This window comes from Mesorhizobium sp. B2-1-3 (assembly GCF_006442495.1).
Classification (GTDB): Bacteria; Pseudomonadota; Alphaproteobacteria; order Rhizobiales; family Rhizobiaceae; genus Mesorhizobium.
This window is the reverse complement of sequence record NZ_VFWL01000006.1, coordinates 78335-105239: the sequence shown is the minus strand read 5'-3', so window position 1 is coordinate 105239 and position 26905 is coordinate 78335. Positions and strand designations below refer to the sequence as shown.

Annotated in this window: 27 protein-coding genes; 11 read left to right on the top strand and 16 right to left on the bottom strand. The window is 63.6% G+C overall.

Translation table 11 applies throughout. The features are described from left to right. Nucleotides 1-14: 14 nt before the first annotated feature. From FJ973_RS12640 to FJ973_RS12630, 3 genes are read right to left on the bottom strand one after another with little or no spacing between them, the layout of a single operon-like run. Nucleotides 15-932, bottom strand: coding sequence for an NAD(P)-dependent oxidoreductase (locus FJ973_RS12640; protein WP_140556053.1), 918 nt, complete (start codon nucleotides 930-932; stop codon nucleotides 15-17). After that, nucleotides 929-2143 (bottom strand): mandelate racemase/muconate lactonizing enzyme family protein, encoded by a 1215-nt coding sequence (locus FJ973_RS12635; RefSeq protein ID WP_140556051.1) that lies wholly within the window; start codon nucleotides 2141-2143, stop codon nucleotides 929-931. Before FJ973_RS12635 ends, FJ973_RS12640 begins: the two co-directional genes overlap by 4 nt. Then, a complete protein-coding gene (locus FJ973_RS12630) occupies nucleotides 2140-3756 on the bottom strand; it encodes a GMC family oxidoreductase N-terminal domain-containing protein (RefSeq protein ID WP_140556049.1) in 1617 nt (538 codons plus the stop codon). Before FJ973_RS12630 ends, FJ973_RS12635 begins: the two co-directional genes overlap by 4 nt. Nucleotides 3757-3962: 206 nt before the next feature. On the opposite strand from FJ973_RS12630, the gene FJ973_RS12625 reads away from it, so the two are divergent. Together FJ973_RS12625 and FJ973_RS12620 are read left to right on the top strand one after the other, a co-directional pair. Continuing rightward, nucleotides 3963-4904: a phosphoribosylaminoimidazolesuccinocarboxamide synthase gene (locus FJ973_RS12625; protein WP_140556048.1), complete on the top strand. Its 942-nt coding sequence runs from the start codon at nucleotides 3963-3965 to the stop codon at nucleotides 4902-4904. A 128-nt stretch (nucleotides 4905-5032) separates the two neighbouring features. Then, entirely contained in the window at nucleotides 5033-5428 is a 396-nt protein-coding gene (locus FJ973_RS12620) for an acyl-CoA thioesterase (RefSeq protein WP_091579483.1), read from the top strand. Nucleotides 5429-5522: 94 nt separating this feature from the next. On the opposite strand, the gene FJ973_RS12615 is transcribed toward FJ973_RS12620, so the two are convergent. Then, entirely contained in the window at nucleotides 5523-5891 is a 369-nt protein-coding gene (locus tag FJ973_RS12615) for a helix-turn-helix domain-containing protein (protein WP_181165214.1), read from the bottom strand. A 104-nt stretch (nucleotides 5892-5995) separates the two neighbouring features. On the opposite strand from FJ973_RS12615, the gene FJ973_RS12610 reads away from it, so the two are divergent. Continuing rightward, a complete protein-coding gene (locus tag FJ973_RS12610) occupies nucleotides 5996-6601 on the top strand; it encodes an NADPH-dependent FMN reductase (RefSeq protein WP_140495977.1) in 606 nt (201 codons plus the stop codon). A 53-nt stretch (nucleotides 6602-6654) separates the two neighbouring features. Here FJ973_RS12610 and FJ973_RS12605 read toward each other — a convergent pair whose 3' ends face one another. Next, complete coding sequence (locus FJ973_RS12605) at nucleotides 6655-7056, bottom strand: helix-turn-helix domain-containing protein (protein ID WP_140495976.1); 402 nt, start codon at nucleotides 7054-7056, stop codon at nucleotides 6655-6657. Between the two features lie 97 nt (nucleotides 7057-7153). Between FJ973_RS12605 and FJ973_RS12600 the strand changes: the two genes are divergently transcribed. Then, nucleotides 7154-8131, top strand: a complete 978-nt coding sequence (locus FJ973_RS12600) for a zinc-binding dehydrogenase (RefSeq protein ID WP_140556046.1) — start codon at nucleotides 7154-7156, stop codon at nucleotides 8129-8131. 61 nt (nucleotides 8132-8192) lie between these two features. Here FJ973_RS12600 and FJ973_RS12595 read toward each other — a convergent pair whose 3' ends face one another. Further along, nucleotides 8193-8714 (bottom strand): hypothetical protein, encoded by a 522-nt coding sequence (locus FJ973_RS12595; RefSeq protein ID WP_181170898.1) that lies wholly within the window; start codon nucleotides 8712-8714, stop codon nucleotides 8193-8195. A 155-nt stretch (nucleotides 8715-8869) separates the two neighbouring features. Continuing rightward, nucleotides 8870-9262 (bottom strand): gamma-glutamylcyclotransferase family protein, encoded by a 393-nt coding sequence (locus FJ973_RS12590; RefSeq protein ID WP_246674162.1) that lies wholly within the window; start codon nucleotides 9260-9262, stop codon nucleotides 8870-8872. 294 nt (nucleotides 9263-9556) lie between these two features. Here FJ973_RS12590 and FJ973_RS12585 point away from each other — a divergent pair, with 294 nt between their 5' ends. The 4 genes from FJ973_RS12585 to FJ973_RS12570 all read left to right on the top strand — a co-directional run bounded on the left by FJ973_RS12585 (nucleotide 9557) and on the right by FJ973_RS12570 (nucleotide 15375). Continuing rightward, nucleotides 9557-10435: a DMT family transporter gene (locus FJ973_RS12585; protein ID WP_140556201.1), complete on the top strand. Its 879-nt coding sequence runs from the start codon at nucleotides 9557-9559 to the stop codon at nucleotides 10433-10435. A gap of 407 nt (nucleotides 10436-10842) precedes the next feature. Continuing rightward, nucleotides 10843-12267 carry a family 16 glycosylhydrolase gene (locus FJ973_RS12580; protein ID WP_140556045.1) on the top strand — a complete coding sequence of 475 codons (1425 nt, stop codon included), beginning with the start codon at nucleotides 10843-10845 and terminating at the stop codon, nucleotides 12265-12267. Nucleotides 12268-12312: 45 nt separating this feature from the next. Next, nucleotides 12313-14055 (top strand): type I secretion system permease/ATPase, encoded by a 1743-nt coding sequence (locus tag FJ973_RS12575; RefSeq protein ID WP_140556043.1) that lies wholly within the window; start codon nucleotides 12313-12315, stop codon nucleotides 14053-14055. Nucleotides 14056-14058: 3 nt separating this feature from the next. Continuing rightward, nucleotides 14059-15375, top strand: coding sequence for an HlyD family type I secretion periplasmic adaptor subunit (locus tag FJ973_RS12570; protein WP_140556041.1), 1317 nt, complete (start codon nucleotides 14059-14061; stop codon nucleotides 15373-15375). 67 nt (nucleotides 15376-15442) lie between these two features. Here the strand turns inward: FJ973_RS12570 and FJ973_RS12565 are convergent, their stop codons facing one another. Together FJ973_RS12565 and FJ973_RS12560 are read right to left on the bottom strand one after the other, a co-directional pair. Next, complete coding sequence (locus FJ973_RS12565; RefSeq protein ID WP_140556040.1) at nucleotides 15443-16753, bottom strand: hemolysin family protein; 1311 nt, start codon at nucleotides 16751-16753, stop codon at nucleotides 15443-15445. Nucleotides 16754-16834: 81 nt separating this feature from the next. Beyond that, nucleotides 16835-17749, bottom strand: coding sequence for a LysR family transcriptional regulator (locus tag FJ973_RS12560; RefSeq protein ID WP_140556038.1), 915 nt, complete (start codon nucleotides 17747-17749; stop codon nucleotides 16835-16837). A 124-nt stretch (nucleotides 17750-17873) separates the two neighbouring features. Here FJ973_RS12560 and FJ973_RS12555 point away from each other — a divergent pair, with 124 nt between their 5' ends. After that, nucleotides 17874-18896, top strand: coding sequence for an NAD(P)-dependent alcohol dehydrogenase (locus FJ973_RS12555; RefSeq protein ID WP_140556036.1), 1023 nt, complete (start codon nucleotides 17874-17876; stop codon nucleotides 18894-18896). A gap of 9 nt (nucleotides 18897-18905) precedes the next feature. Here the strand turns inward: FJ973_RS12555 and FJ973_RS12550 are convergent, their stop codons facing one another. The 4 genes from FJ973_RS12550 to FJ973_RS12535 form a co-directional block, all read right to left on the bottom strand. Then, the gene (locus FJ973_RS12550; protein ID WP_140516822.1) at nucleotides 18906-19613 is read right to left on the bottom strand and encodes an LssY C-terminal domain-containing protein; all 708 of its coding nucleotides are present in this window, start codon (nucleotides 19611-19613) and stop codon (nucleotides 18906-18908) included. Between the two features lie 61 nt (nucleotides 19614-19674). Continuing rightward, the gene (locus tag FJ973_RS12545; RefSeq protein WP_140495967.1) at nucleotides 19675-20490 is read right to left on the bottom strand and encodes an extensin family protein; all 816 of its coding nucleotides are present in this window, start codon (nucleotides 20488-20490) and stop codon (nucleotides 19675-19677) included. 109 nt (nucleotides 20491-20599) lie between these two features. After that, on the bottom strand, nucleotides 20600-21145 hold the full coding sequence (locus FJ973_RS31380) for an extensin family protein (RefSeq protein WP_224684619.1): 546 nt from the start codon (nucleotides 21143-21145) through the stop codon (nucleotides 20600-20602). A gap of 625 nt (nucleotides 21146-21770) precedes the next feature. After that, entirely contained in the window at nucleotides 21771-22196 is a 426-nt protein-coding gene (locus tag FJ973_RS12535) for a DUF3775 domain-containing protein (protein WP_140524880.1), read from the bottom strand. 149 nt (nucleotides 22197-22345) lie between these two features. Here FJ973_RS12535 and FJ973_RS12530 point away from each other — a divergent pair, with 149 nt between their 5' ends. Together FJ973_RS12530 and greA are read left to right on the top strand one after the other, a co-directional pair. Beyond that, nucleotides 22346-22879, top strand: a complete 534-nt coding sequence (locus tag FJ973_RS12530) for a tetratricopeptide repeat protein (RefSeq protein ID WP_140495965.1) — start codon at nucleotides 22346-22348, stop codon at nucleotides 22877-22879. Between the two features lie 268 nt (nucleotides 22880-23147). Beyond that, nucleotides 23148-23621, top strand: coding sequence for a transcription elongation factor GreA (greA, locus tag FJ973_RS12525; protein ID WP_008877613.1), 474 nt, complete (start codon nucleotides 23148-23150; stop codon nucleotides 23619-23621). A gap of 221 nt (nucleotides 23622-23842) precedes the next feature. On the opposite strand, the gene waaC is transcribed toward greA, so the two are convergent. The 3 genes from waaC to rfaD are packed head-to-tail and all read right to left on the bottom strand — an operon-like array spanning nucleotide 23843 to nucleotide 26759. After that, entirely contained in the window at nucleotides 23843-24832 is a 990-nt protein-coding gene (gene waaC / locus FJ973_RS12520; protein WP_140556034.1) for a lipopolysaccharide heptosyltransferase I, read from the bottom strand. Continuing rightward, nucleotides 24829-25836, bottom strand: coding sequence for a lipopolysaccharide heptosyltransferase II (gene waaF / locus FJ973_RS12515; RefSeq protein ID WP_140556032.1), 1008 nt, complete (start codon nucleotides 25834-25836; stop codon nucleotides 24829-24831). The genes waaC and waaF overlap by 4 nt, the downstream gene beginning before the upstream one ends. Beyond that, nucleotides 25809-26759, bottom strand: a complete 951-nt coding sequence (gene rfaD / locus FJ973_RS12510; RefSeq protein ID WP_140495962.1) for an ADP-glyceromanno-heptose 6-epimerase — start codon at nucleotides 26757-26759, stop codon at nucleotides 25809-25811. The genes waaF and rfaD overlap by 28 nt, the downstream gene beginning before the upstream one ends. Between the last annotated feature and the right edge of the window lie 146 nt (nucleotides 26760-26905).

The window sequence follows — 26905 nt, the reverse complement described above, 5'->3', positions numbered from 1 at the left end:
CAAGTTTCCCGGATTCAGATTTCCAGTTTGGACGGAAAACCGGGCGCGCGCAGGTCGGCGCCGACAGCGTCCTCGAGCAATTTGACGATCTGGGTCGACCAGGCGCCGCCGCCGTAAGCCGCCTTGCCCTGCTCGAAAATCGCATTGACGCGCGATGCCAGTTCCACCGGCACACCGAAATCCCGACCCATGCCCAGCGCGAAGCCGAGGTCCTTCAGCGCCAGGTCCATGGTGAAGCCGATGTCGTAGGAGCCGTTCAGGATGAGTTGGCTTTCGGTTTCGTGGACGAAGCTGTTGCCGGAGGAGGCGACGATGGCGTGATAGGCTTGGGCGAGGTCGAGCCCGCCTTGCCTGGCCAGCATCAGCGCCTCACCGGCGGCGACGAGATGGATGAAGGCCAGCATGTTGGTGATGACCTTGATCACCGCCGCCGAGCCGATCGGGCCCATCAGGAACGACTTCGCGCACATCGCATCGATGGCAGGGCGATGACGCTCGTAGAGGGCGGCATCGCCACCGACCAGCGCGGTGATTTTCCCGGCCGCCGCCAGATGCACGCCACCGGTGACCGGGCATTCCAAGGTCTCGATTCCCCTGGCCGAGGCGAGGCTCGCGAGGCGCACGATCTCGTCGCGGCCATTGGTCGACATCTCAATCCAGGTGCCGCCGGCGGGGAGGCCGTTGAGCAGTCCAACAGGCCCGGCGAGAACCGCCTCGCTGGCCTTCGGCGATGGCAGGCAAGTTATGGCATTGCCCGCCCGCTCAGCCGCCTCGGCGGGGCTGCCGGCAGCAATAGCGCCGAGCGCCACGAGGCGCTGGACGGCGGTGGGCTCCCGGTCGAACACGGTGACGGCAAAACCGTTGCGCACCAGGCTGGCGGCAAGCTTGCCGCCGAGATGGCCAAGGCCGATGAAGGCGTAGCGTTCGCTCACGGCATCAGCGGCGTTTGCATCATCTGCAAATGCAGGTCCTTGCCGGTGTAGGGATAGGCGTCGCAGACGTCTTCATTCAGTTCGACGCCGAGGCCGGGCTCCTTTGACGGGATGACATTGCCGTCCTGCCACTCGATCTTCTTCTTGAGCAGCGTCGCGTGAAAACCGTCCCACTGCTTCAGCGATTCCAGGATCAGGAAGTTGGGTAGCGTTACCGCCAACTGGATGTTGGCGGCGCCGACGATCGGGCCGCAATAGCAGTGCGGCGCGATCTGGATGTGGTAGGCCTCGGCCATGGCGGCAATCTTCTTGGTTTCCAGAATCCCGCCCGAACGGCCGAGGTCCGGCTGCAATATGGTCGCGGCGCGGTTCTCGATGACGCGGGCGAATTCGAACTTGGTCGTCAGCCGTTCGCCGGTGGCGATCGGGATGGAGGTCGCGCGGGCGACCTGCGCCATGACTTCGGGCATATCGGGCGGCACCGGCTCCTCGAACCACAAGGGGTCATAAGGCTCGATGGCGCGCGCCAGGCGCAGGGCGCCGGAGGCGGTGAACTGACCGTGCGTGCCGAACAATATGTCGGCACGCGTGCCGACCGCCTCGCGGATCGCCTTGATCATGCGGGTCGAGACATCAATGTCGAGCAGGCGCGGCTGGTGGCCGTCAAAGGCGGTGTAGGGGCCGGCCGGGTCGAGCTTGACGGCATTGAAACCCTGCTCGACATATTCGAGCGCGCAGGCCGCCGCCATTTCGGGGTCGTTGTAGACATTCCTGCCGTCCGGGGCGTCCTCGGAATGGACGCTGCCGGTATGCGGATAGAGATAGGTGTAGGAGCGCAGCGTCTCGTGCACCTGGCCGCCGAGCAGCTTGTAGACGGGTTTGTCCGCTTCCTTGCCAATAATGTCCCAGCAGGCCATTTCCAGCGCCGAGAAGCAGCCCATGCCGGACACGTCGGGCCGCTGCGTGAAGCCGGAGGAATAGGCGCGGCGAAAGAAATTCTCGATGTCGTGCGGATCGCGGCCGAGGAGATAGCGCTCGGCCATGTCCTCGACCATCCTGGCCGTGACATGGGCGGAGAAGGTGGCGTTGTAGGCCTCGCCGTAACCCACCACGCCGCCATCGGTGGTAAGCTTGACGAAGATGAAATACTTGCCGCCGATGCCGGGCGGCGGATTGCCGACAACCCAGGTCTTGACGTCGGTGATCTTCATTCTTGGTCCTCCAGAACCAGTTCGGCGCCTTTCCATCCGGTCAGGATCGAGGCGGCGTTGGTGTTGCCGGTGATGTTGTCGGGAAAGATCGAGGCGTCGATCACGCGCAAGCCTTCTAGCCCATGTACCTTGAGCCGCGGATCGACCACGGCGCGCGCGGGATCGGGTCCCATGCGGCAGGTCGAAACCGGATGATAGACGGTGCCGGAGCGTTTCCTGAAATCCGTGATCAGGTCGGCGTCCGAAGTGATTGATGGGCCTGGCAAAACCTCCTCCGCGATGATCTCGGCCATAGCCGGCATCGAGGCGATCTTGCGCACGAATTTCACCGCCGCCAGCATCTCCTCGACATCGGCATTGGTCGAATAGGCGTTGGCGACGATCTTGGGATGGTCCAACGGATTGCTGGAGCGGATCATGATCTCGCCGCGGCTCGACGGGCGGCAGTTGGACAAGCCGATGGAGAAGCCAGGCCAAGGGTCCGGCGTCAGGATCGGGCGCTCGCCACTCTTCGGGATGACGGTCGAAAACGCCTGGAAATAGAGCTGCATGTTGGGGCGCGAAAAGGCCGGGTCGGTGCGGAAGAAGCCACCGCCGTGGTTCATCGACAGCGACAGCGGGCCAGAACGCGTCAGGATGTATTGCATGCCGACCATGAGCTTGCCCCACCAGGGACGCAGGATCTGGTTGAGCGTCGGCAGCCTGCCCTTGAAGGTGTAGTTGATGCCGACATGGTCCTGCAGATTGGCGCCGACATTCTCGTTGGCGTGAATGACCGGGATGCCAAACCCGTTGAGCAGCGCCGCCGGGCCAATGCCGGAGAGCTGCAAAAGCTGCGGCGAGTTGATCGAGCCGGCGGACAGGATGATTTCGCGGCCGGCGCGGGCCGTCTTCGTCTGGCCCTTCTGCAGATATTCGATGCCGACCGCACGCTTGCCTTCGAAAAGGATGCGGCTTGCCAGCGCGTTGGTCTCGACACGGACGTTTGCGCGCTTCATCGCCGGGCGCAGGAAGGCGCGCGCGGCCGACATGCGGCGGCCGTTGCGGGTCGAGATCTGGTAGACGCCGACGCCTTCCTGGGCAGCGCCGTTGAAATCGGGATTGAACGGCAGGCCGGCCTGCTGGCCGGCGGCGAGGTAGCGCCTCGTCAGCGGGTGGACGGCATCAGACGTATCGCTGATGTGCAGCGAGCCACCTCTGCCACGCCATCTGTCGGCCCCGGCTTCATTGTCCTCCAGCGCCTTGAAGGCCGGCAGCAGGTCGTCATAGCCCCAGCCGGGATTGCCCGCGTCGCGCCAGTCGTCGAAATCCTCGCGCGCGCCGCGGATCCACACCATGGCGTTGATCGAGCTGGACCCGCCAAGCAACTTGCCGCGCGGCCAGTGGTCGACATTGCCGCCAAGACCGGGATCCGGCTCGGTCTTGTAGTTCCAGTTGACCGTGGGATCGAAGAAGGTCTTGCCGTAGCCGAGCGGCATCTGCACGTAGAAGCGGCGGTCGCTGCCGCCGGCTTCGAGCACAAGCACCGAAAAGCGGCCCGAGGCCGACAATTTATCGGCGAGCACCGAACCGGCCGAGCCGGAGCCGACGATGATGAAGTCGTAGGTCTGCATGATGGGTATGGCCGGCTCCGGAAATCTGGCCGCAGCCTAGACGGGGCGGGCTTGCCGCGTCGCTGGGCCTTCCGGCATGCGTTGTGAAAAAAGCGACCGCGATGCCGGATCCAGTTGCGGGGAACCCTTAACAATCCCGCTTGATACGCATGGGGTCGACAGCTTATGCGAGGACATCGGCCAATCTGCGCAAGGCAGGAGATCCCATGCGTGTCCTGTCGGATGCTTTCATTCCCGAACTGCCGGGTCACTACAAGGGCAAGGTCCGCGAGAATTACGACCTCCCGGACGGGAGGCGCATCATCATCGCCACAGACCGCCTCAGCGCCTTCGACACCATCCTGACCTCGATCCCGTTCAAGGGCGAGGTCCTGACGCAGACGGCGCGCTACTGGTTCGAGGAAACCGCCGATATCTGCCCGAACCATGTTCTCGAATATCCCGACCCGAATGTCGTCGTCGGCACCAGGCTCGACATCCTGCCGGTCGAGATCGTCGTGCGCGGCTATCTGGCGGGCACCACCAGCACCTCGATCCTGACCCGCTATCGTCGCGGCGAACGGGACATGTATGGCATGCGGCTGCCGGACGGCCTGCGCGACAATGAGAAGCTGGCCGAACCGATCATCACGCCGACCAGCAAGGCCGCGCATGGCGGCCATGACGAGCCGCTGTCCAGGACCGAGATCATCGAACAGGGCCTGCTCACCCAGGCGCAGTGGGACACCGTCTCGGATTACGCCTTGAACCTGTTCGCCCGCGGCCAGGCGCGTGCCGCCGAACGCGGCCTGATCCTCGCCGACACGAAATACGAATTCGGCATCGACCAAAACAGGACGATCATCCTGGCCGACGAAATCCACACGCCCGACAGCAGCCGGTACTGGATCGCCGGGAGTTACGAACAGGCCCTGGCGAACGGCACTCGGCCGGAAAGTTTCGACAAGGATTTCATCCGATCGTGGGTGACGGCGCGCTGCGATCCCTACAGGGAGCCTATTCCGGAAATCCCGGATGAGATCGTCGAACAGGCCTCCAAAGTCTATGCGCAGGCTTACGAGGCCATCACCGGCAAGACGTTCGTCCCCGACGTTTCCGGGCATACTGTTCTGGATCGCATTCGAGCGAACCTCGAGCGCTATTTCTAGAAGGCCGCGAGCCCTTGCGGGGGGACTCGAAATGAAGGTCCGAGCCGTGGATCGCGATCGTCTCGCGTTGACGCGTTGGCGCCTTGACGATACGGGATCAGGGCAGTCAATCTCTGGGGATAACTCGCATGGTGCATTACGCGGACGGGCGGCCGATCGGCGATCTGACGCTGCGCACGCTGGCCATGCCTTCGGACGCCAATGCCGCCGGCGACATTTTCGGCGGCTGGGTGATGGCGCAGATGGACCTGGCCTGCGGCATCCGCGCCGCCGAGCGCGCCAAGGGCCGCGTGGTGACGGCGGCGGTCAAGGAGATGTCCTTCGCCAAGCCGATGAAGATCGGCGATACGCTGTGCATCTACACCCATGTCGAGCGCGTCGGCCGCACCTCGATGACGCTCAAGGTCGAGGCCTGGGCGCAGCGCTATCTCTCCGACCTGATGGAAAAGGTCACGCACGCCGATTTCGTCATGGTGGCGCTGGACGGCGAGGGCAAGCCGAAGGCCGTTCCGGCCGAAAGCTAAAGCCTGGGACCGCTGTGAAACTGTCTTTCAGCCCTGCGGCGGCGGTGCGGACACGAAGACAATCAGTCAATGATTGCTGAACGACTGTAGAATTTCAGCCATGCAGGCCATCGAATTTCGCACGTGCGGCCCGCACGCGCGTGGTGTTCCTGCGCGCCCATTCGCCGAGCGCGCTGACGGGGACCAGCAGTTCATGGCCGAGTTCGGTCAGCTCGTAGTCGACGCGCGGCGGAATGGTCGGGAACACGGTGCGGGTGACGAAACCGTCGCGTTCCAGCCCTCGCAAGGTGGTGGTCAGCATCTTCTGCGAGATGCCGCCGACAGCCGCGCGCAGCTCATTGAAGCGCAGCGGTCCGTCGCCGAGCTTGCCGACGACGAGCACGGTCCACTTGTCGCCGACGCGCTGCAGGATTTCCGAAACGGCACGGCAGTCTTCGGTGTTGTGCGGGTTCCTCAGTAACAAAAAGGTGCCTCCTTGCGCATGAAGTTGACAGGAACTCATATAGCCCCGGTATCCAAACGATACCAGTCTTACCTGCCCAGGAATTGCTTACCAGGAGAGCCCCTATGTCCAAACCCAAGATCGCCATCATCGTCGGTTCGACACGCGCCGCGCGCTTCGCCGACGTGCCCACCCAATGGATCGCCAAGATCGCCAAATCGCATGCCGATATCGAGGTCGATGTCGTTGACCTGCGCGATTTCCCGATGCCCTTCTTCGATGAGGTCGCATCCTCCGCCTGGGTGCCATCGACCAACGAGGTGGCGCAGCGCTGGCAGAAGAAGGTCGCCGAATATGACGGCTTCATCTTCACCGCCGCCGAGTACAATCACGGCCCGACGGCCGTGCTGAAGAACGCCATCGACTACGCCGCCAATGAATGGAACAAGAAGCCGGCCGGCTTCGTCGGCTATGGCAGCGTCGGCGGTGCCCGCGCTGTCGAGCAGCTGCGCCTCCACGCGGTCGAATTGCAGATGGCGCCGGTCAAGTCGGCCGTCCATATCGCCTGGGGCGATTTCCTCGCGGTGCGCCAGGGCGAGAAGAAGCTCGAGGAGATCGAGCACCTGAACCAGGCCGCGACCGCGCTCGTCAACGACGTCGCCTGGTGGGCCAAGGCGCTCAAGACCGCGCGCCAGGCCGACGCCATAGACGAGGAAATCAAGGCGGCCTGACCGCCTCGAAATCATCCTCCCAAGGATGTGGGGCGGCGCTTGCGCCGCCCTTTTCAATTGCGAAAGGCTGCTTGCTCGTCCCGCCCTGGTCGTGGCCGGATGACGCAGTCGGCAAGGCGATGCTTTTCGTTCAGTTCGTCGGCGTGGTGCTGGCCCCATTGGCACAGCGCCAGCAGGATGGGCTCGAGGCTGAGGCCGAGCGGCGTGGCGGAATATTCGACGCGCGACGGAACTTCGGCGAAGATTTCGCGGCTGACGAGACCGTGCTCCTCCATTTCGCGGAGCTGCTGGATCAGCACTTTCTGGGTGATGCCCGGCATCAGCGCCTTGAGTGCGGTCAGCCGCCTTGGGCCGTCGAAGAGATGGTAGAGGATGACCGCCTTCCAGCGCCCTGCGATCACTTTCAGGGCGCGCTCCGCCGGCAGCATCGGCAGTCTCTTGGTTATTCCCGCCATGGTCACCACCTGGTCAGCAGGGGACAAATGAGTGTGTAGTCGAGGTCTCGCAGATAGTGGCAAACCGCGGCCGATGCCATAGCGATCGGAGTTTGCCATGAAAGCCGCACAATTCAGCCGTTTCGGCGGCCCCGAGGTGCTGGAGACTGTCGACCTGCCGACACCGGAGCCGCAGGCCGGCGAGGTGCTGATCCGCGTTCATGCCGCCGGCATCAACTTCTTCGAGGTGCTGATGCGCGCGGATCGTTATGCGGTCACGCCGCAATTGCCGATGGTTCCCGGCGTCGAGGCGGCGGGGGTCGTGGAGGCCGTCGGGCAAGGGGCGGACGATACGCTGATCGGGACCCGGATCGCGGCGCCTTTGTTTGCCTCGACACGCCCCTTTGGCGGCTATGCCGAGTATGTGACGATCGACGCAGGCTTGGCAGTGCCCCTGCCGTATCCGCTTTCGTTCGAGGAGGCGACGGCGTTGATGGTGCAGGGGCTGACCGCCTTTCATCTGTTGCGGCAAAGTCCGCCGGCGAACAGGACGGTTTTGGTTCCCGCCGCCGCGGGCGGGGTCGGTTCGTTGCTCGTCCAGTTGGCGAAGCGCCAAGGCGCGCGCCGGGTCATTGGGCTCGCCGGCGGCAAGGCCAAGCTCGACGTCGCCATGTCGCACGGTGCCGACATCGCCATCGATCGTCATTCCGGAGACTGGGTGGCCGAAACCAGAGACGCCGCGCAGGGTGGTCTCGATACGATCTATGACACCGTCGGCGGAACGATGACCGGGGACTTCCTCGATATCCTGGCGCCCGGTGGCGAGCTCGTGTTTGCAGCACTTGGCCGCTATGCGCTTGGCGTTGCCCGGCTTGAGGCGATGATCGGCAGGAATCAGTCGTTGAAGGGCTTCGCGCTGCTCCCGCTGTTGTCCCCTGGGGTGCTGAGAGCGAGCCTTTCGGAGCTTTTCGATCTGGCTGCCAGCGGCGACATTGTCGTCACGACTGGCGGGCGCTTTCCGCTCGACCAAGCCGGCGAGGCGCATCGCCTGCTCGAAGAGCACCGCTCGATCGGCAAGGTCGTGCTGATGCCTTAGTGTCGGGCTGCCGGGCAATCCGCTGGGGATGGAAATAGCCTTCGGCCCAAAATCGTGCGTGTCAAACGCCCGCGATCGCGAACAGCCAGGCGAGGATATCGAACAACAAAAGAACCAGCGCGATCTGCAATGCTACCCGAAGCCGCTGGATGATGCGCCAGTTGCTGGCCATGTCCGCCTTGATGCGAAGGGCAAGCGCGCGCTGCATGGCCGATATCTTCAGCGGCCTGTCGCCATCGACATAGTGATGGAGCAGCTCTTCCGGATCGAAGCGGAACGTGTATTTGTGATAGGGCCAAAGCAGGAAGACGATCAGTCCGCCGATGCCGAACAGCAGGGCCACTGCGATCCAATCCCAGAGCCCGAGCCCGTCGGAAAGCGCCCTTGCGCCAAGCAACGAGTTTACAAACGCGGTGGCGAAGATGAGGCTGCCCGCGCGCGTGTTCATGTTCTCGACGAGATTCTGCTGATGATTGAGGCCTCGCACCGCCTCCTGATAGATAAATGCCAGGCGAGGATCGTCGTCGGCAGGATCGCTTGCGACTGCCGTGTTGCTGTCTCCGGCGCCGGTACGTTCAGTCATGAGAATGCTCTATGCCGTATCGGTGATGCGTCACCTTAGCTCAAAATCCCTTGGCGCTAAAACGTGCTGGAGCATCAGTGGCGAGGTGAAACCACTTGGCGTCGCAGAAAAGCCGAACCGGGCGGGAAACGCCATACACGTTTCCTGGAGTTGTTCTAGCCACCCCATGAAAGCGCGAAGCGCCGATCATTGTAGTCTTTGAGATATCGGGAGTGGATCGGCGCGGCGAGATGCCGGGATTTCATGTAGACGTATGCCGAGACAGGCGGCCCGCCATCGACAGGCTCTGCTTCGATCAGCACGCGCAAATTTCCGGGCTTGCCAACGGATTCGATCCTGTCGAGGTTTGCCAAGGCGCGATCGTCCACGGCGTAGAGTTCGCCGCCGACCTGGAAGCCGACGCCTGGTTCATTGAACATCATCGGAGCGAAGCGAGGTCCAGCGATCAGCATCGGGAAGCGCTCTCGCGTCCTGTAGGCGCCCAGAAATGCGGCTTCGGACAAACCCTCGCCGTGAAGGGGAAAGCCTTTCTTCAAGGTACCAAACACGAAGAGTTTCCGCATCATGCGCGGGGAACGCCGGCCAAGCTTGGAAGTTCATCTGTTTTCATCGGCGTTCGGGGCAGCGGAAGTGAGCAAGACAGCGGATTCAGCATGGTATCTGGGCTGAGGCTTGGAGCTGTGAAGGTTGCTTTCGCGCGATGCCGGACCGATACGGGTTGGCCCTCCATGTGTGCGGAGCTGCCATCTGGCTCGGCCGTTCTGCCCTGATATATCCGGCGCGATCCATCACATGAGCAAAGCCCCGTGAAGTCATCCAGCCTGGCAGGCGTCGTTTCCCCCATGATCCCGGTGCTGGTGTGCGCGCTCGGCATCTTCCTTCTGTCGGGGATGGATGCGGCGATGAAGGTTCTAGTCATTGCCGTGGGCGTCTACAACACGGTGCTATGGCGCAGCATGCTGGCGACCGTGGTCGCGGGCGCCGGCTGGTCGGCAGGGTCGCGTTCATTTCCCGCCCTTTCCGTGTTGAGGCTGCATGCGCTGCGTGCCGTTGTTGTCGGCATTGTCTTGCTGTCGTTCTTCTGGGGGCTTGCCAGGCTGCCGCTGGCGGAGGCGATCGGCCTCAGTTTCGTGGCGCCGCTGTTTGCGCTCCTGCTGGCCGCGCTGTTGTTGGGCGAACGGATACAACGGCAGGCGATCTGGGCATCGCTGGCCGGCATTGCCGGTGTCGCAATCATAATAGCCGGGCAGTTCGGGCATGCGACCTATGCCGAGGATGCCCTGCTCGGCACGGCCGCCGTGCTGGTATCGACGGTGTTCTACGCCTACAACCTGATCCTTGCGCGGCAACAGGCGCTGCTGGCCAAGCCGATCGAAATCATGCTGTTCCAAAACCTTTGCGTTGCCATCATCCTCGGTCTCGCGGCACCCTGGCTTGCCATTGCGCTGCCAAGCGAGCTCTGGCTTCCTCTCGCCGGGGTGACGGCGCTTTCGCTCGCCGGCCAATTCCTGATGAGCTGGGCCTACGCGCGCGCCGAAGCGCAATATCTGATCCCGACCGAATACTCCGCCTTTATCTGGGCGATCGCGCTTGGGTGGTTCTTCTTCGACGAGGCGGTGACCTGGACCACGCTGGCGGGAGCGGGCCTCATCGTGGCCAGCTGCCTGATCGCCTCGCGCTCGAACCCGAAGCTTTCCGAACCGATCGAAGCCGCGGTTTGACGGTGTTCCCCTGCGACAAATAGCAGGCACTGCGCCGCCGGCCCGAGGCCTGTTCCCTCGCTCGATGCGCCAGCCCTCGAATTCGCCCATCGCTCCAGAGCGGCAATGTTACGGCCCGCCAGAAAGCCGGAATCGCTTTTTTGTGACCTACGCCAGGCGTGGCAGCAAGTATATCGCCGTTTTCTCGGTATAAGCGAAAATTTTATTAAAAGTTTTACTGACTTCATTACGATTTATAGACCATTTCTTGGCCTCTAGTGCTTTCGTTTCGAAAAATGTCACCCAACAGTCGATGTAATGCTGAACTGTGTGGCAAGCTCCTGGAACGACATCGTGCATGGCAACGTTGCTCCTTAAGCGGTTGCCGTTTCGAATGACCTGAACAGGCGCGAGGAAAGGATTTCCTGATGAGCACCGTCGTGAACGCCAAAGGCATCCCTCTCCCCTACACGGGCACGTCCACCCATTGGTTCTCGGCGACCGGATCCGGGCCGGAATTGCACGGCACCTCCGGCAACGACTCCTTCTGGGGGGACGCCAGCGTCAACGTCACCATCTATGGCGGCGCGGGCGGCGACTACTATCACCTCTATTCCACCAACAACAAGGTGGTGGAGGATCCCGGGGCTGGCATCGACACGATCGACACATGGATGAGCTACAAGCTCCCCGACAATTTCGAGAATCTCGTCGTCACCGGCAACAATCGCTATGCGTTCGGAAATGCGTTGGACAACATCATCAAGGGCGGCTCGGGCCATCAGACGCTGGATGGCGGTCAGGGCAACGACGTGCTGATCGGCGGCAGCGGCGCCGACACTTTCATCATCACCAAGGGCAATGGAAGCGACCTGATCACCGATTTCGGCGCGGACGACACGGTCCGCCTCAATGGCTACGACTTCATGTCTTTCGACGACGTCAAGGCACATATGACCCAGGCAGGAGCGAACCTTCTGCTGAACCTCGGATCCGACGAGGTGCTGGTCTTCAACAACACGACGGTGGACAAGCTGGCGCCCAGCCAGTTCGAACTGCCGATCGACAAGTCCGGAATGACGCTGTCCTTTTCCGACGACTTCAACACGCTCAGCCTTTGGAACGGCCATAACGGCACCTGGAATTCCAATTTCTGGTGGGGAGCGCCGAACGGAAGCACGTTGAGCAGCAATGGGGAGTTGCAATGGTACATCGACGCCAATTACGGCCCGACCAGTTCCGTCCACCCGTTCAGCGTGGAAAACGGGGTCCTCACCATCACCGCGGCGCAAGCGCCGGCAGACATCAAGCCACTGATCAACAATTACGAATACACTTCGGGCATCCTGACGACCCACGAAAGCTTCTCGCAAACCTACGGCTATTTCGAAATGCGGGCGGACCTGCCCGAAACGGCCGGAGCCTGGCCGGCCTTCTGGCTGCTGCCGGAAGACGGCTCGTGGCCGCCGGAACTGGACGTCCTGGAAGCGCGCGGGCAGGATCCGAACACGCTCATCATGACGGCGCACACGAACGAGACGGGACAGCACACCAAGGTCTCTTCCTCGGTGAATGTTTCGGACACCGACGGCTTCCATACCTATGGCCTGCTGTGGACACCGGATACGCTCGTCTGGACCTATGACGGCGTAAAGGTCGCCGAAGCCGCGGCGCCGTCCGACATGCACACGCCCATGTACATGCTGGCCGATCTAGCCGTCGGCGGTTTTGCCGGCGCGCCTCCCGACCATCTCGCCACGCCGGCGGAGATGAAGATCGACTATATCCGCGCCTATACGCTGGATGACCTGCAGCACCACCCCCTGGACGTTGCGGGCGACCACTCGGTCTGAGCGCCGATGTCTCGGGACATGAGCCGCCAAGGGAGCGCGGGAACGATGGGACAGTCAGGTCTGCGGGCGGTCTTGTGGCGCGCCATCGCCGATGTCGGCGTTTTCTCGTTGCTGATCAACGTCCTGCTGCTGGTGATCCCGCTCTATCTGTTGCAGGTGTATGATCGGGTCCTGCCTTCCTCCAATGTCGAGACGCTTGTCTACCTGTCGGTCATCGCGGTTCTCGCGCTGGTCTTTCTGGGCTTTCTGGACGCGGTGCGCTCCATTTACACGCAGCGCGTCGCGGCCAGCATCGACAGCAAGCTCGGGGCGGAGACGTTCGCCGCTTCGCTTGGCGCCGACCACGCCTCCGCAGGCCTGTCGCCATTGCGTGATCTCGCCTCGGTATGCGCCTTCATCAGGTCGCGCGGCGTGGCGGTCCTGTTCGACCTGCCGTTTGCTCCGTTCTTCCTCGGACTGCTCTACCTGATCCATCCCGTGCTGTTCTGGCTCACCCTGGCTGGCGTGGCGATGCTGCTTGCACTGGTCCTGGCAACCCAGCTTGCCATCGGCAGGAACGACGCCTTGTTTTCACGACGTTCGGCGGTCGCCAGCCAGTCGGAGCAGGCCTTTGCCCGCGACGCCGAGACGCTGCGCGCCATGGGCATGGTCCAGAACGCCGCGCGGGCGTGGGGAAAGCACGTCGCCGAAGCGCTGATCGTTCACGACCGCGCGTCGACGGCTAATGCGATCTTCAGCGGAACGTCGCGGGCGGTGCGGATGATGCTGCAGCTGGCGATACTGGGCGTGGGTGCGTGGCTGGTCCTGCAAGGCAAGATGACGGCCGGGATGATATTCGCGTCTTCCCTGGTATCGTCGCGCGCGCTGCAGCCGCTCGACCAACTGATCGGCTCGTGGCGGCAGATCGTCGACGCCAGACGATCGTGGAAACGGCTGGAGGCAACCCTTTCGGCACGTCCGTCCGCGGTGCAAAAACTGGCCTTGCCTGATCCGTCAGGCGCGATTTCGGCGCAGGATCTGATCTACGTCGCGCCGAATACGCCCGGCGGTCCGCCCATCGTCAAGAGGCTGAATTTCCACATCGGGGCCTGCGAGGCGGTGGCGATCGTCGGCCCGAGCGGAGCCGGCAAATCGACGCTCGCCAGATTGCTTGTCGGTGCGCTCCAACCGGTCAGCGGCTCGGTCAGGATCGACGGTGCCGATCTCAGGACCTGGGACGAAAAGCAGCTTGGAAGGCATATCGGCTATCTCGCGCAGGAGGTGGAACTGTTCCCGGGATCGATCGCGGAGAACGTCGGCCGCTTCGACCCCGACGCGGATGACGCCTCGATCGTCGAGGCGGCAAAGCGTGCCCAGGCCCATGAACTGATTTTGACGCAGCGCGACGGCTACCAGACGATGATCGGTCTCTCTGACAGGGCGCTGTCGGGCGGCGAGCGCCAAAGGATCGGGCTGGCGCGCGCCCTGTACGGCAACCCCAGAATTCTCGTCCTGGACGAGCCCAACGCTCATCTCGACGGCGCCGGCGAGGCGGCGCTCGAAGCGGTGCTCTCGGCTGCGCGCGCGGCAGGGACTACCTTGATCGTGATCACGCACCGCCCTTCGATCGCAGCGGCCTGCGACCGCGTGATGCTGCTGCGCGACGGCGTGATCGAAGCCTTCGGCCCGAGCGGCGATTTGCTGCGACAGCCGCTCGCCGGCAATTCTCCCCAGCAGAATACGGTGGTGACGGGGTCGTTCGCCACGACGATCCGCAGTGCCCCGCAAAAAACCCGCTTTGGATCGTAGATGATGGCAGTGCACAGCCTCGCCGGGGAACGCAGCCCGCGCACCGACACAGGGCGCGTGGCATTGGCCGGCTATGCGGCGATAGCGATATTTGCAGGTTGCTTCGGTTATTGGGCGGCCTATGCCCCCTTGTCCGGTGCGGTGATCACGCAAGGCACGATCTCGGCGATGGGCGGGAACATCCTCATCCAGCACCCCGAGGGCGGCATCGTCCAAGAGTTGCTGGTCCACGAAGGCGATCGCGTGCGGCAGGCGCAGGATCTGATCGTGCTGGATCCAACCGCCGCGCAGGCCGAGCTCAACCGGCTGACGAGGCAGTCGATCGCGCTCAGGGCAAGTGCGGCGCGGCTAGAGGCGGAGCGGGACGGGCTGGACAGGCTGGCGCCGATCACAACAGCGGCGCCGGCGCCGCTTCAGCACGATTTCGAAATGCTGGTTCGCGAACAGCAGAAGGAATTCGACGCCAGGCTCGCCCGGTTCCGGTCGGAACGATCCATCCTCGCGCAGCGGGTCGCCATGCATCGCCAGTCCGTGGTGGGATTGAACGCCCAGAAACAAGCCATCCAGCAGCAGGTAGACGTGGTGAAAAAGGAGCTCGGCATCAAGACCAGCCTTTTGGACAAAGGCCTGACCAACCGCACCGAATACTCCCAGCTTCTGCGCAGCGAAGCCGACCTCGTCGGCCAGGCGGGAGCGCTGGAGGCCAGTCTTGCATCGGCCAGCACCCAGATCGTCGAGGCGCAGGAGCAGACCGAGCGCTTGACCACGCAACGGGTGGAGGAGGCGCTGACGAAGTTGGACGAGGTTCGCTCCAACCTGGCCGACGTCGAGGAACAGATCAGGGCGGCCGCGGCGGTGCTGCGGCGCACGACAATCAAGGCGCCGGCAGCGGGCATCGTGGTGTCGTCGACCTACAATTCCAAGGGCAGCGTAGTTGCCCCGGGCGAAAAGATCATGGAGATCCTGCCGACGGCATCGGGATTGGTCGTCGACGCGAAGCTGCGGCCGAAGGACATCGATCAGGTGCGCGTCGGCCAGCCGGCGAAACTGCGATTGTCCGCCTTGAACACGCGGCTCACGCCCGAGGTTCCAGCCACCGTGACACAGGTTTCCGCGGATCGGCTGATCGACGAGGCTACGCGTGAACCCTATTTCCGGGCGAAGCTGAAGATCGACGCCCTGCCATCCCGCGTGAAGCCCGAACAGCTCTATCCCGGGACGCCGGTCGAGGCGTTCATCAGCACTGGCGACCGGACTTTCCTGGAATATCTCGCGCGGCCGATGCTCGATTCGTTCGCCCGCGCCTTCACGGAGCAGTAGGCGCGGACCGGTAGATCGATCGGCCGATGCCCATGGCCGCTCTTGGCCCGAGGCAACGTTGGAAAAGTCAGCGCACCACTTCGCGGTGGCCGCTGGGCAGGCGCGTGGCGATCAGCTTGTCGATGCGGCGGCCGTCGAGATCGACCACCTCGAAGCGCCACCCTTGCGCGTCGACGCATTCGCCGGTCGCCGGCAGATGGTGCATGTGTGACAGCACATAGCCGGCGACGGTCTCGTAGTCGCGGTTTTCCGGCAGGTCGATGCCCAGCACCTCGGCCATCTCGTCGGCCTGCATATAGCCGGCAAGCAGCCATGAGCCGTCGTCGCGCTTGACGGCATTCTCCTCCTCGCCGGCTTCGAGGTCGGAACGGAAGACACCGGTGATGGCCTCCAGGATGTCGGCGGGGGTGACGATGCCTTCGAAATGGCCGTATTCGTCGTGCACCAGCGCCATCGGCACGTCGGATTCCTTCAGCGTCTGCAGCACGTCGAGCGCGTCGGCCTGATCGTGCACGATGGGCGCGGTGCGCACGTGCCGACGCGGGTCGAGCGCGCGGCCGCCCAGCAATGCCGCCAGCACATCACGTGTCTGGACGACACCGATCATGGCGTCGACGCCGCCGTCGCCGGCGGGCAAGCGCGAATGCTGCGTATCCATCAGGAGCTTGCGGATGGTGGCATCGTCGGACTGGAGGTTCATCCAGTCGACCTCGGTGCGCGGCGTCATGACGGCGCGCACGGCGCGGTCGCCAAGCCGCATGACGCCGGCGATCATGCGGCGCTCGTCGGATTCGATGGTGCCGTGATGCTCGGCCTCGGCGACCAGCATCTTGATCTCCTCGTCGGTGACCTTCTCCTCGCTTTCGCCGCGCTGGCCGAGCAACCAAAGCACGGCCCGGCCCGAAATATCGAGCAGGAAGACCAGCGGCGCCGAGACGGTGGCGAGGACGGTCATGGCCGGGGCAGCCCGCACGGCGACCCGCTCGGGATCGCGCAGTGCGATCTGCTTGGGCACGAGCTCACCGATGATCAGCGAGGCATAGGTGATGACGGCCACGACGATGCCGACGCCGAGCGGATCGGCGATGTTTTCGCGGATGCCGTTCGAGGCCAGGAACTGCGCCAGCCTTTCGCCGAGCGTGGCGCCGGAAAAGGCGCCGGACAGCACGCCGACCAGGGTGATGCCGATCTGCACCGAGGACAGGAACTTGCCGGGGTTGGAGCCAAGCGCAAGCGCCCGGCCGGCGCCCTTGACCTCGCGATCGATCATTGCCTTGAGGCGGGCCGGCCGCGACGAGACGATGGCAAGCTCGGACATTGCCAGAAGGCCGTTCACGCAGATGAGGACGACCACGGTGGCGATTTCAACATATAGCATCAGGGGTCAATAGCATTGCCGTGCTGGATTGGAAAATAGTCAGCAGCCGTTTTCAGGAAGATGACAGCGCATGCGGCCCCGTCAGGCGGCATCCCAGGGCGGCGCCGAAAAATGCTCGACCAGCGCATCGACGACGACGCGGACCTTCGGCGTCACTGCTCGCGTCACCGGCCAAACGGCGTGGACGGCAATGTTTTCGACGAGGCGGTCCGACAGCACCATTTCGAGCGCACCGCTCCTGAGGCTGTCCGCCGCCAACCATGTCGGCAGGAAGGTGATGCCGCAGCCGGCAAGGGCGGCGTCGAGCATCGGCTCGCCATTGTCGAGGACCAGCCTTGCCCGCGGTGTGAACTTTCCGATTTGGCCGTCGGCGTGCCTTATGGTCCAGGGATGGGCGACGCCGTTACGGGTGTAGCCGATCAGCTTATGAGCGGCGAGCTCCTCGATCGTTCGCGGCCTGCCGTGCTCCTCGAGGTAGGCGGGGGCGGCCAATACGCACGAGCGTTGGACATAGAGCCGCCGCGCCGCGAGCGACAGGCTGTCGTCGAGCTCGCCCATGCGAACTGCCAGGTCGATGCCTTCTTCGATGAGATCGACGCGACGGTCGTTGAAGGAGATCTCCATCGCCAGATCGGGGAAGCGCTTGGAAATGTCGAACAAAACTGGGGCAACGCAGCGCTGGCCGAAGGCCGACGGCAAATCGACCCGAAGCCGGCCCGAGGGCACCTGCCGGTGCGAGGCAAGCAGCGACTGGGCGGCTTCGATTTCGGACAGCGCCCTGACGCAGGCTTCGTAATAGCTGAGGCCTTCGCTTGTCGGGCTCAGGCTGCGGGTGGTGCGATTGAGCAGACGCACCCCAAGCCGATGCTCCAGCTGTGCGATCGATTTGCCGACCGCCGATTTCGTCACGCGCAGCCGTTCTCCCGCACTGGTGAAGCTGCCGGCTTCGATCGTTTGAACGAAGGCGACAATGCCCTGCAGATCGGCGGATTCCATGGCTGTGCCCCTATTGTAGAATAATGATCTTCAATTCGTTTCCAATTATGCCGCATAGAAGCGCTTTTTTCCATAGTGGAATGACGTAAAGATCTCGCCAGCAACTCAATCCGGAGCAGACGAGATGAACAGAGACATCAACAGATCCTGGCAAATGACCGGTTTTGGCCTGTCCAAGCTGCAACCGGCGCAGGGAAAGGTACCCGCCCCCAGGCCTCATGAGCTGCTGGTGCGGATCAAGGCCATATCGCTGAATTACAAGGATCGAATGATCCTAGACGGGGTGCTGATCCCGGACCTCGTCTTTCCCTTCGTGCCGACATCGGATGCGGTGGGCGAGGTCGTGGCGGTCGGCGGCGGCGTCAGCCGCTTCCAGGCCGGGCAACGCGTGCTGGGCCAAGTGATCGCCGACTGGCCTGACGGCGATGCGCCGCCGGTGCTTCACCAGCACACGCTGGGATTGTCACTGCCCGGCACCTTGTCCGATTACGTGCTGCTTCACGAGGATGCCGTCGTGCTGGCGCCGCCTTCGCTCAGCGACGCCGAGGCATCGACGCTGCCGATCGCGGCGCTGACGGCGTGGTTTGCCTTGGCGGAGGCGACGAAGCCGGTGCCCGGCCAGACCATTCTTATCCAGGGTACCGGCGGCGTGTCGCTGTTTGCACTGCAATTCGCGGCCGCTTTCGGCCTGCGCGCCATCGTCACCTCGAGCAGCGACGACAAGCTCGAACGGGCCAGGAAACTCGGCGCCTGGCAAGTGATCAACTACCGCACCCAGCCGGCATGGGACGAAGCCGCGCGTGACCTGACGGGTGGAACCGGCGTCAACCATATCCTGGAGATGGTCGGCGGCGACAATGCGCGGCGATCGCTCGATGCCCTGGCCGCCGACGGCCGCCTGTCGGTCATCGGCCTGCTGGGCTCGATGGAACTCAGCTTTCCGATCGTGCCGTTCCTGCGCAATCGCATCGTCGTGCAAGGGATATCGATCGGTCATCGCCGCGCCTTCGAGCGGATGAACCAGGCGATCGAGGTGCTCGGTATCCGGCCGGTGGTCGACAAGGTCTTCGGCTTCGAGGAGGTGGAGCAGGCCTTCCAGCATCTGGAGAAGGGACCGTTCGGCAAGGTCGTGGTCGCCACGAGCTGACTTCAGGCATCACGGCAGTTGCTTCAGCACGCCGAGCACGGCCTTGCCGTCGGTGAAATAGGGGTCGCCGCCGCCATTGCGCCCGTGCGTGGTGGCGCCGATGCCTTCCAGGTCGCTGGTTGAGATCAGCATTCCGGCGGCGGTCAAATCCTGCATAAGAAAGTCGCGTTCGGCGTCGATGTCGGGGCCGATATGATGGGTGATGGCGCCGGTGTCGTGGCTCAGGCCCACGCCACGGTCGAAACTGGCCGAGCCCAGCCACAGCGGACGGCCATCGTCGCCGGTGGCATCAGTCTGCCAGAAGCGCACATGGTGACGGCGGTCGGCGCTGCCACCTACCGGCTTCTCGAAGGCAAGATCCTGGGCGCGACCTTCGAACAGCAGCCGGCTCACCGGCGCGTCCGGATAGGGGCGCGAAAACAAGACGCTTTCGCCGATGTCGATCGCTGTCCTCAATGTGATGGCGTCGGCCGTGTCCCAGCCAGCGACGGCGAAGGCATGGACAACCTCCTTTTGCGTGCCGATCAGGCCGACATTGATCGGGTCGCCCGGAATGCCTTGCGGGGTGTGCGTCACCATCTCGAAGCTTTGGCTGCGAAAGCCGCGATCGCGAAACGTCCAGAATTCCGGCGCGGCGACATAGGCCAGCACCAGATAGGTCGCCAGGAGCAACACCAGCCAGGTCGCAGCGCGTCGTCGGAAGCTTCTTTGGCTCATCGATGCCGCTCGAGTTCTACGACGTCACTGTAGGCGGCGAAGCCGCCGCCAGGCAAAGGGATCAGCGGCAGGCGCGATAGCCGCTCTTGCGGTTCTTGATGTCGAAGTGGAAATGGTTGCGGTGGTCGTAGTTGTAGCCGGGGCCGAGCACGGTGGTGAAATACTGGCAGCCGTCGGCGCGCACATTGTTGAGGAAGCCGCGGGTGCGGAAGGCGAACAGGCCGGGCTTGCGCACGTCGATGTCGTCGCCATTGTTGAGTTCGATGCTCATCACGTCGAGCGCGTTGCCCTTGCCGTGTTCCGACAGCACGCCTTCGCCGGCGATGTTGCGGCAGGAATAGCTGGAACCCTGGTGGATGGTCCTGACGCCGGAGAAGTAGCGCCAGCGGGCGGAAGGAACGAGCTCGTTCTTCGTCCACGCGGCGAAGCTGGCGGCCATGTCGCAGGTCAGCGTCGCGGCGGGCTTCATCTCGACGCTGCCGATGGCCGAAACCTTCACCGGATAGTCGATGCCGCACTGGCCTTCATGGATCGGCGCCAGGTCGGTGAAGGTGACGCCAAGGCGCCTCAGCTGCTGACGGCAGTCGGTCTCGCTGGCCGGCATCTGCTCGACCGGCGACATCGGCTCGTCCATGCGTGGATAGGCGGCCTGCGTCATGTAGGGATTGGAAGGAACCAGCCGCTGCATGCCTGAATATTGCGGCACGGCCGCGGTCTGCGCGCCGACATCGACGGCTGGCTCCAGTGCCAGCACGTTGCCGGTGTTGCAGGCCGACACCGCGGCCAGCGCAAGCAGGGCGGCCAGCCCGCCGGCCGCGGCGCGCGCGCGTTTCGATTGCCGCGCAAGCGCCAGCGCGGCACGAAATATCCCGTCCATCGGCAGTCCCTTTCCCGATAGGCGGGATTTTAACGATCAACGGTAAAGGAAAAATCAGCGCCGGCGTTCATGCCTGCGGCCGAATTGCGGCATCGCTTCTGAGCCGGCCCTACTGGCAGAAGGTACCGCCGTGGCGGCGCGGCTCGAGGTCGAGGTGCAAATGCAGCGAATGATCGGCATCGCTGCCCGGGCCCAGCACGGTCTTGAACGGCCCGCAGGCGGCCTTGCGCACCGCGTCGAGGAATTTGGCGTCCTTGTCCGGTGGCGCCGGGCCGACCTCGATCGTCCTGCCGTCCGCAAGTGTGAAGCTGGCAATATCGAGCGCATTGCCGAAGGCATGTTCGGACAGTTTGCGCGTGCCGTTGCGTGGCCGGCACACAAAGGCCGATGCCTGGCCGATCGATTTCAGGTCGGCGCCGAATTCGGCTTTCGCCGTCGGCTGGATGACGTTGCCGGCAAAGCGTGCCGCCGCCTCGGCCATTGCGCAATTGAGCTCGGCGCCCGGGGTAATGGCGATCGACTTGCCAAGGCTCTTCAGCACCAGGGGATAGGGGATCGAACAGCCGATATCGCGATCGCTTTCAGCCTTGTGCTCCTCGAATTCGACACCGAGACCCCTCAGCCGCTCGCGGCAGGCGACTTCCTCGGCAGGCATTTTCGCCTCTGGCAGGTCAGCCGAACGCGGATCGGGAAGCATCTCCTTTTTGTCCGCGTCCGCCGGCTTTGGCGGCGGTGGCGGGGCGAGGGCCGGCGGCTCAACCTCCGGTTCCGCAGTCTCAGGCCTTTGTGTCGGCGTCGGCGCCACGGCTGGCGGCTCCGGTTCGCCTTTCGCATCGGCTGGCGGCTCGGGCCGGGCTTGTTGCTTCCGAGGGGATCCTTCCTCCTGAAACCGGTCGGATGTTGCGGCTGGATTTTGCGTGTTCGGTTCTGGCGCGTCAGCGGGGCGCGGTTCAGGCATGGGGACATCCGCACGTACCGGCTTCGGATTTTGCGTCCTCTGCCGTGCCGGCTTCGGCTTGCGATGCCTTTCGCCGCGCGGTTTCAGCTGCCGGTCAACCCGCGGCGTCAGCGGCTGTTCCACCCGTGGTGAAAGCGGCTCGTGATGCCTGTGACGATGCCTGGCATCGGCCGGCGTCACCAGCAGTGCTGTCACGACCATGACCAATGCAATCCTGTATTTTCGGGAAAAGCTCAGTGTTGCCATCGCCTCGAAACGGTGCCGGGATGCTCGAAGTTGCCTGGAAGGCGCTTAGGCCCGATCACAATCGATTACCGGCGCGTTACGCACCGATCGCTTCCAGCCCTTCCTCCAGCCAATCGGCGAGCAACGGCAAGCCGAGCAGGTATTTGGCCGTGTGCTTGTTGGCGCGCTCGCGCGCGGCGGCGACGGCGTCGGCCCATTCCGAGGCATCGTAGTCGCCACGGCCGACCCAAGCGAGTGCGACGAGCTCGGCCGCCTCGTCGACATTGAGGTCGTTGATCAGCTCGCGCAGTTCCTCTTCGGTCAGGTTTTCCGAGCTTTCCTCGGCGAGTCCGTCATGATGATGATTGTCACGGGTGTTTCCATCGAACTCGATTTCGTGTTCGGCGCCGTCGGCATAGTCTTCATTGATCGCGGCGCTCAACGCCTTGCATTTGAGGATGAACAGCCGCACGGTGTCGGGCCCGATCGTCAAATCCCAGTTCTTTTCAAGCCGTCGCTGCACTGGCGGTCTCCGCTGGCTCAGCTTTCATCGCCGCCGATGATAGCGGATTTCGAGCATCCGTCACCTCATGTTAGCCCCTTGCTTTTTTCCGGGATGAAACCGCCGACACGCTGCGTTAGTGTTGCATTCTCACCCTCCAGGAGGCTCCGATGCATAAAAGAGTGCTGATCCAGGCGGCGAGCGCGCTTCTCGCTCTGCAGTTCCTTGCCGTTCCGGTGTTTGCCGCAGGCAGCGGTGACGACACCAGTACGACCACCAAATGCAAGAAAGGCATGGTCTGGGACAAGAAGAAGAACAAGTGCGTCGCACCCCAGGAAGGCATGCTGGACGACGACAGCATCTATGATGCCGGGCATGACCTGGCGATGGCCGGCCGCTATGACGAGGCGATCGCCGTGCTCAGCCTCGCCGCCAACAAGCAGGACCCGCGCATCCTCAACTATCTCGGCTATTCGCACCGCCATTCCGGCCGCGTCGCCGTTGGCCTCGGCTATTACGAGGAAGCGCTGCGCATCGATCCCAACTACACGCTGGTGCGCGAATATCTCGGCGAAGCCCATCTCCAGATCGGCGACCTGGCCGGCGCCCAGCAACAGCTGATGGAGATCGAAAAGCGAACCGGCAAGGGTTCACGCGAATACGGCATGCTGGCCGAACAGATCGACCATTTCATGAGGAGCTGACCCCCCTCAATGCCTTTTCGAACCGGCCGCGAGCAATCACGGCCGGTTTTTTGTTGCCATGCCGGCTCCTGCGACGGCGCGCGCGAAAACGGTGATGATTTCTTCAGAAACCGATTTTTGGGCGTGAAAAGCCCGCAAAGATTGCTATATTCAGGGAAATTGCGGTGAACGGTTCCGTTAGCCCGAGGCTGCCGGACCGTTTTCTTTTTGCACCATCGATAAGGCTTTCCCCGAAATGCGGGGGTGGCGGCAGGAAAGGTCAGGTATCATGAACAAGGTCCCGATGACAGGCGAGGGGTTCGCGTCATTGAAGGAAGAACTGCGCTGGCGCCAGCAGGAGGAGCGGCCGCGCATCATCGAGGCGATCTCCGAAGCGCGCTCGCACGGCGACCTATCCGAAAATGCCGAATACCATGCCGCCAAAGAGGCACAGAGCCTCAATGAGGGCCGTGTCAACGAGCTCGAGGATCTCATCGCCCGGGCCGAAGTCATCGATGTCACCAAGCTCAGCGGCGACAAGGTCAAGTTCGGCGCCACCGTGGTGCTGGTCGACGAGGACACCGAGGAGAAGAAGACCTACCAGATCGTCGGCGATCAGGAGGCGGACGTGAAGTCCGGCCGCATCTCGATCTCCTCGCCGATCGCGCGGGCGCTCATCGGCAAGGAAGTCGGCGACGCCATCGAGGTCAACGCGCCGGGTGGTGCAAGGGGATACGAGATCGTCCAGGTGCAGTTTATCTAAGGGGTTCGAGGGGCGCTGATCTGCGCGTTTTTAGCCAAGGTTGGCGCCGCCCCTCATCCGCCTGCCGGCACCTTCTCCCCGTATAGTGACGGGGAGAAGACGGCTGAACGCGAAGTCGGCGTCTATTCTGCAAACGCTTAAAATTGGCGCAGTCATCGGTGAAGGTGTCCTTCTCCCCGGCAGGGCGATGAGGGGCAGCGCCAGCTTTCCGATTGAATAGATCAGTTCTTGCCAGCGCCGGCCTGACCATGCGTCTGGTGCTCCAGCAGCCTCTCAGCCTCAGCCACCACCCTCGCGGAAGACACTCGCTCACCGGGCGCGGCCTGCAGCGTCGATGCATAGGGGCCGCGCGGGCCGGTCAAACCCGGCTCCGTGGCTAAAAACACCGCGACCGTCGGCAGGCCGAAGGCGCTGGCGAGATGCGTGAGCCCCGTATCGGCGCCGATTACCAGCCTCGAGCTGCCCAGGATCGCCGCGATGTCGGCCAATGGTGATTTTGGCACGATGCTCGTCGATGGAACTGCCCGGGCGATCGCTTCAGCCACCGCCTGTTCGCGCTCGTCCGACCAGGTCGTGACCGGCGTCATGCCGCGCTCAACCAGCAGGCGGCCGGTTTCGATCCAGTCTTCAACAGGCCACTTCTTGTCCTCGCGGCTGGTGCCGTGCAGCAGGAAGGCCGTGTTGCCGGCTATGCCGGTCAGATTGCCGGGCGGCGGCACAATGCCCGAATCCAGTATCGAAAGATCGGGCCGGTAGCCCAACGCCTGCCCGAAAAGCCGTCGCGTCCGCTCGATGGCGTGCAGGTTGCGGGGGACGGCGTGGCCGACGTCGTAAAGCAGCGTTGCCGAAGGCTCGCGCGCGCTTGAGCGGTCGAAGCCGGCGATCGGCGCCTTCGCCTGCCTGGCCACCAGCGCCGATTTCAACAGGCCTTGCGCATCGATGACCAGATCATAGCGGCACGCACGCAAGGCGCGTCGCAAGGCGGTCGCCTCGCGCCAGGTGGCCTTGTCGAAGAGATGTTTTCGCCAACGCCGGATGGCGACCGTGTGGATGGTTCCGACTGCGGGGTGCAGCGCGACGATGCCGGCGAAAGCCTCCTCGACGCACCAGTCGAAGGCAATATCGGGCCGTGCGCGGCGCGCATCCTGGAGCGCCGGAAAAGTGTGGATGACATCGCCCATCGACGAGGTCTTGACGATCAGCACCTTCATGCGGAGGCCGGGATGTCCAGCAGGCGGTCCGCCGCCGCCATGACCCGTGCGACCTCGAGCGTCTTCAGGCAATTGAGGTGGCCGAGCGGACAGATCTTGCGGTGGCAAGGCGAGCAGGAGAGGCCGAGCCAGACCAGTTCGCGCCGTTCGGCCAGCGGCGGCGTATTCTGTGGCGAGGTCGAACCATAGACGGCGACAACCGGCGTGCCGACCGCCGCCGCAACATGCATCAGCCCGCTGTCGTTGGAGACCGCCAGCCCGGCGGCCGCGATCAGGTCGATGGCGTCCTCCAGCCGCGTCTGGCCGGCCAGGTCGACCACGCCAGGAGCGAGGGCTGCGATCTCCGCGGTCACGTCGCGGTCGTTCTTCGACCCGAACAGCGCGACCTTGAACCTTCTGGCCATGAACTCCCGGGCAAGCCCGGCATAGTGTTCGCTCGGCCAGCGCTTGGCCGGGCCGAACTCGGCACCTGGCATCAGCGCCACGAATTTCTGCGGCCCCAGGCCGAAAAGGTCGAGCAGGGTGGCCTGGTTATTGGCGTCCACCGTCAGATGAGGTGCCCGGAAATCGCCACCCTGTGCAAGGCCGAAATAGGCCTGCGCCGTGCGCCGTTTCACGGCCTCCGGCAGCGGAACGATGTCGGTCAACAGGCCGTAGCGCATTTCCCTGAGATGGCCGAAACGCCGCGGAATGCGGGCAAAGAACGGGATCAGCGCCGACTTCCAACTGCCCGGCAGGATATAGGCGCTGTCGTAACGGCCGCGCAGCAGGCGGCCGAAGCGGCGCCGATGTGCGAATTCGAGCGCGCCGGGTTTCAGCGGGAAATCGATCTGCTGGCGGACCTCAGGCATACGCTTGACCAAAGGGGCCGCCCAGGCTGGCGCCAGCACGTCGATCGCCGCATTTGGATGAAGCTCCTTCAGCGCCGAGAACAGGCACTGCGCCATCACCATATCGCCCACCCAGCGTGGGCCGATCACGAGGATCGCTGGGCTTTCAGCCATTCGACATAGTCTCTGACGCCGGTTTCGACGCTGCGGAATTGCCCGTTGTAACCGGCCGCGCGCAGACGCGACATATCAGCTTGCGTGAAGCTCTGGTAGCTGCCCTTGAGGTGGTCGGGAAAGGGGATGTACTCGATCTCGCCCTTGCCCAGCGTGTCGATGACGGTTTCGGCAATGGCGCGGAAGGGTTGCGCCCGGCCGGTGCCGCAGTTGAAGATGCCGCTCGCGCCGCGCTTCCACAGCCACAGATTGACATCGGCGACATCGCCGACATGAATGAAGTCGCGGCTTTGCTCGCCGGGGCCAAAGCCGTCATGGGCGCCGAACAGCTTTGGATTCTCGCCACGCCCGACCTGGTTGAACAGATGAAAGGCGACCGAGGCCATGGCGTCCTTGTGCGCCTCGCGCGGCCCATAGACGTTGAAGTAGCGCAGGCCCGCGACCTGCGAATGATCGGTATCGAAGACATTGCGCCTGACATAGTCATCGAACAGCTTTTTTGAATAGGCGTAGACGTTGAGCGGCCGCTCAAGCTCCGCGTCCTCGCGGAACTCGGAGCCGCCGCCATAGACCGATGCCGAGGAGGCGTAGAGGAAGGGCACGCGCAGCGCCAGGCAGGCATGCAGCAGCCGCTTCGAATAGGCGTAGTTCACCTCCATCATGAACTTGCCGTTCCATTCGGTGGTGGTCGAGCAGGCGCCCTGATGGAAGACGGCCTCGATGCGGCCGAGCCCGCCGTCCTCGAGGCGGGCCAGGAAATCGTCCTTGTCGAGATAGTCGGCGATCCGCAAGTCAGCAAGGTTGGCGATCTTGTGGCCATCGCTCAGGTCGTCGACGACCAAAATGTCGTCGTGGCCCTCCGAATTGAGCGCGGCGACGATGTTGGAGCCGATCATGCCGGCGCCGCCCGTGACGATGATCATGAACGCCTCTGGTTGCTCGCGATTCCGGTCCTTATAAGGGAGGCTTGCGAAGCTGTCGACAAAGCAGCGTTGCCGGGCGGCACTGGGATCCGCAAGAACAATCGAGGGGTGGACCCGTCCGCGATTGCCCTGCGCGGGGCAGCGCG

Coding starts and splice junctions, on each gene's coding strand:
- FJ973_RS12635 (WP_140556051.1), bottom strand. CDS start 2,143: ATGAAGATCACCGACGTCAAGACCTGGGTTGTCGGCAATCCGCCGCCC.
- FJ973_RS12630 (WP_140556049.1), bottom strand. CDS start 3,756: ATGCAGACCTACGACTTCATCATCGTCGGCTCCGGCTCGGCCGGTTCG.
- FJ973_RS12625 (WP_140556048.1), top strand. CDS start 3,963: ATGCGTGTCCTGTCGGATGCTTTCATTCCCGAACTGCCGGGTCACTAC.
- FJ973_RS12620 (WP_091579483.1), top strand. CDS start 5,033: ATGGTGCATTACGCGGACGGGCGGCCGATCGGCGATCTGACGCTGCGC.
- FJ973_RS12610 (WP_140495977.1), top strand. CDS start 5,996: ATGTCCAAACCCAAGATCGCCATCATCGTCGGTTCGACACGCGCCGCG.
- FJ973_RS12605 (WP_140495976.1), bottom strand. CDS start 7,056: ATGGCGGGAATAACCAAGAGACTGCCGATGCTGCCGGCGGAGCGCGCC.
- FJ973_RS12600 (WP_140556046.1), top strand. CDS start 7,154: ATGAAAGCCGCACAATTCAGCCGTTTCGGCGGCCCCGAGGTGCTGGAG.
- FJ973_RS12595 (WP_181170898.1), bottom strand. CDS start 8,714: ATGACTGAACGTACCGGCGCCGGAGACAGCAACACGGCAGTCGCAAGC.
- FJ973_RS12585 (WP_140556201.1), top strand. CDS start 9,557: ATGATCCCGGTGCTGGTGTGCGCGCTCGGCATCTTCCTTCTGTCGGGG.
- FJ973_RS12580 (WP_140556045.1), top strand. CDS start 10,843: ATGAGCACCGTCGTGAACGCCAAAGGCATCCCTCTCCCCTACACGGGC.
- FJ973_RS12575 (WP_140556043.1), top strand. CDS start 12,313: ATGGGACAGTCAGGTCTGCGGGCGGTCTTGTGGCGCGCCATCGCCGAT.
- FJ973_RS12570 (WP_140556041.1), top strand. CDS start 14,059: ATGGCAGTGCACAGCCTCGCCGGGGAACGCAGCCCGCGCACCGACACA.
- FJ973_RS12565 (WP_140556040.1), bottom strand. CDS start 16,753: ATGCTATATGTTGAAATCGCCACCGTGGTCGTCCTCATCTGCGTGAAC.
- FJ973_RS12560 (WP_140556038.1), bottom strand. CDS start 17,749: ATGGAATCCGCCGATCTGCAGGGCATTGTCGCCTTCGTTCAAACGATC.
- FJ973_RS12555 (WP_140556036.1), top strand. CDS start 17,874: ATGAACAGAGACATCAACAGATCCTGGCAAATGACCGGTTTTGGCCTG.
- FJ973_RS12550 (WP_140516822.1), bottom strand. CDS start 19,613: ATGAGCCAAAGAAGCTTCCGACGACGCGCTGCGACCTGGCTGGTGTTG.
- FJ973_RS12545 (WP_140495967.1), bottom strand. CDS start 20,490: ATGGACGGGATATTTCGTGCCGCGCTGGCGCTTGCGCGGCAATCGAAA.
- FJ973_RS31380 (WP_224684619.1), bottom strand. CDS start 21,145: ATGCCTGCCGAGGAAGTCGCCTGCCGCGAGCGGCTGAGGGGTCTCGGT.
- FJ973_RS12530 (WP_140495965.1), top strand. CDS start 22,346: ATGCATAAAAGAGTGCTGATCCAGGCGGCGAGCGCGCTTCTCGCTCTG.
- greA (WP_008877613.1), top strand. CDS start 23,148: ATGAACAAGGTCCCGATGACAGGCGAGGGGTTCGCGTCATTGAAGGAA.
- waaC (WP_140556034.1), bottom strand. CDS start 24,832: ATGAAGGTGCTGATCGTCAAGACCTCGTCGATGGGCGATGTCATCCAC.
- waaF (WP_140556032.1), bottom strand. CDS start 25,836: ATGGCTGAAAGCCCAGCGATCCTCGTGATCGGCCCACGCTGGGTGGGC.
- rfaD (WP_140495962.1), bottom strand. CDS start 26,759: ATGATCATCGTCACGGGCGGCGCCGGCATGATCGGCTCCAACATCGTC.